The 2,088-nt window shown below is 31.6% G+C and carries 1 protein-coding gene; it reads left to right on the top strand.

All coding sequences use genetic code 11. From position 1 onward, the window contains the following. Positions 1 to 172: 172 nt before the first annotated feature. Positions 173 to 2,088, top strand: a 1,916-nt coding sequence (locus ACKI67_RS06010; RefSeq protein ID WP_407462536.1) for a DUF4011 domain-containing protein, incomplete at its 3' end; no start/stop codon positions are given.

The raw sequence follows: 2,088 nt of genomic DNA, 5'->3' as shown, positions 1-2,088 counted from the left end.
TTATTTGAATTAAAATTAATTTAGACATTTATATAAAAATTGCTATTTACAAAACTTTATAAATCACTATAAATATAAATAATATTGTATCAAAAAATTCTTAAAAATTTTATAAAACATTTCAAAATCTATATGATTTTTGAATTAAAATTTTACCTAAAGGGATTAAAATATGCAATTCAGAACACCATCAAAAAACAACACTATATCAAATAAGGATATTGAGAAGGAGTTTAAAAATCTAAGAAAAGAACTCTTGGATTTAACCTTAAGAAATCCTCTCCTTAACTTTAAAGCAAGAAACAGGAATCTCAATATCATTAATCAAACACCAATGAATGCATATAAAATACTTGTTTTGGAAAATAAAAGAATGTATTTTTCCCCAAATAAAAAGGAGACTAAAAGATCTAGGGCTCACACCTTTATAGATCAGACCAGAGAATTCTTATCATCAGAAACAGATAAGACATTAAAGGCAGATTTGACTCCAAGTGAGCTTCAAAAAAGGCTATTTTATATTGACCAACAATCCAAAACCATGGTTCAGGAGCAAGGTTACAACATTTTATACATAGCCCTTGGTTTTATAGAGTGGGTTGACAAAAAGAAACCTAGACAAAGGAATTTAGCTCCACTTATACTTATTCCTGTTGCATTGGAACGTAAGAAAGTAGGTAACTCATTTTCACTATCTTGGACTGGCGAAGATATACAAAACAACATTTCAATTCAAGCTAAACTTCGTGAAGCAGGTGTTGAACTTCCTAAATTTGAGCAAACATCACATCTTGAAGGTGTAAATCAATATTTGGCTGATGTTAAAAAGGCAATTAGACCATTTAGCAAATGGGATGTTAGGGATGATGTTGCATTAGGATTCTTCTCATTTACAAAATTTGTAATGTACAACGACTTAAATCCAGAAAGCTGGAGTGAAGATGTTGATTTAACTAAAAATGAGCTTATTCAGTCCATATTCAATCCAAGCAAAAATGTTTATGAAGATACATTTGAGGAAGAGGATGTTGATGAAAAATTACATTATAAGACAATGTATCAAGTTTTAGATGCAGACTCTTCACAGATTGCAGTAATAGAAAACGTTAAGGCAGGTCATAACTTAGTTGTAGAAGGACCTCCTGGAACCGGTAAGTCACAAACCATCGTTAACCTAATTGCAGAACTTATTGCAGAAGGAAAAACTGTTCTTTTCGTAAGTGAAAAGATGGCTGCATTGGAAGTTGTAAAAAGCAGATTGGATAGTGTAGGTCTTGGAAAATTCGTTTTGGAATTGCATTCCCATAAGACAAGACGAAAACAACTATTGAAAAATCTTAAGAAGGCAACTAATGTAAGGGCTACAAGAGACTTGAAATTGGATCAAACCCTTAGAAAGCTTGAAAACTTACGTGACCAATTGGATCAATATGCAGAAGTTATACATCATCCGGTAGCTAATGTAAGGCTTAGTCCATTTGAATTATATGGTATGAAAGAGTCTTCAGAGGATTATTTCTCAAAACAAAGCAAATTATTGCCTTTAGTTAGATTCAATAATGCTGAAGATTTGACTATGAAGGAATTGGATGATATTATAATATCCTTGGAGAATTTAGCAGAATTATACTCAACAATATCCAAAAATAATCCTTGGAGCTACTGTAATCCTAAGAGTTTACTCCCTGCAGATTTAAGGGAAATTGAATTATTGATTAGAGACAGCCTTGAATCCTTGACTGATTTCAGATACGAAATGAATATTATCAATGAAGTTTATGGAATAAAGATTCCAAATACACTAAAGGAATATGAGGATTCAATCACTGCACTCAATATTTTAAATAGCGAAAGCGTTAACTTAGTGGACAGTTCCATCTTACTTAGCAAGTATTGGTTCAACAATCCGGAGAAATCATTGGAATTAATTAAATTATTGCAGCATTATCAGCATGCTTCCGGCTTATTCAATAAATTCTCAGACTATTTGCTTGTTGCAGATTTGGATACAATAATCTATGATTTGGAAAAGGATTCCAATAAGAAATTCAAATTATTCGGTGGAAATTCCCATAAGGAAGAACTCTA

The sequence above is a fragment of the Methanobrevibacter sp. genome, from assembly GCF_045577275.1.
Taxonomy (GTDB): domain Archaea; phylum Methanobacteriota; class Methanobacteria; order Methanobacteriales; family Methanobacteriaceae; genus Methanobrevibacter.
This window is presented reverse-complemented; position numbering and strand designations above follow the sequence as displayed.